Source organism: Pseudarthrobacter phenanthrenivorans (assembly GCF_000813845.1).
In the GTDB taxonomy this organism is placed as follows: Bacteria; Actinomycetota; Actinomycetes; order Actinomycetales; family Micrococcaceae; genus Arthrobacter; species Arthrobacter phenanthrenivorans_B.
Window position 1 is genome coordinate 1 of record NZ_JWTB01000083.1, and the last position, 259, is coordinate 259.

1 pseudogene is annotated in these 259 nt (G+C 60.2%); it reads left to right on the forward strand.

Features of this window, described 5'->3' with window-relative positions:
- Positions 1-209: pseudogene (locus tag RM50_RS20950) on the forward strand (inosose dehydratase); the annotation flags it as partial.
- Positions 210-259: the final 50 nt, after the last annotated feature.

A 259-nucleotide genomic window follows, 5' to 3' on the forward strand; every position in this document is an offset into this window, starting at 1 on the left:
ACACAGACGCTGTCAGGGAGGGCGTCTACGTGCCTCTGGGCGACGGCGACGTAGATTTCCGCACCATTGCCAGCCAGCTCGGTGCAGCCCATTTCGAGGGTTGGTGGGTTCTGGAACAGGACACAATCCTCACCAATGAGCCAGCGGACAACGAAGGCCCCATCCGGGACGTGCTCCGCAGCTTCCAGTTCCTCCACACCCTTTCCTAGGCCGACGCGATGAGCATCACAGACATCACCTTCCGCACTCGAAAATGGGT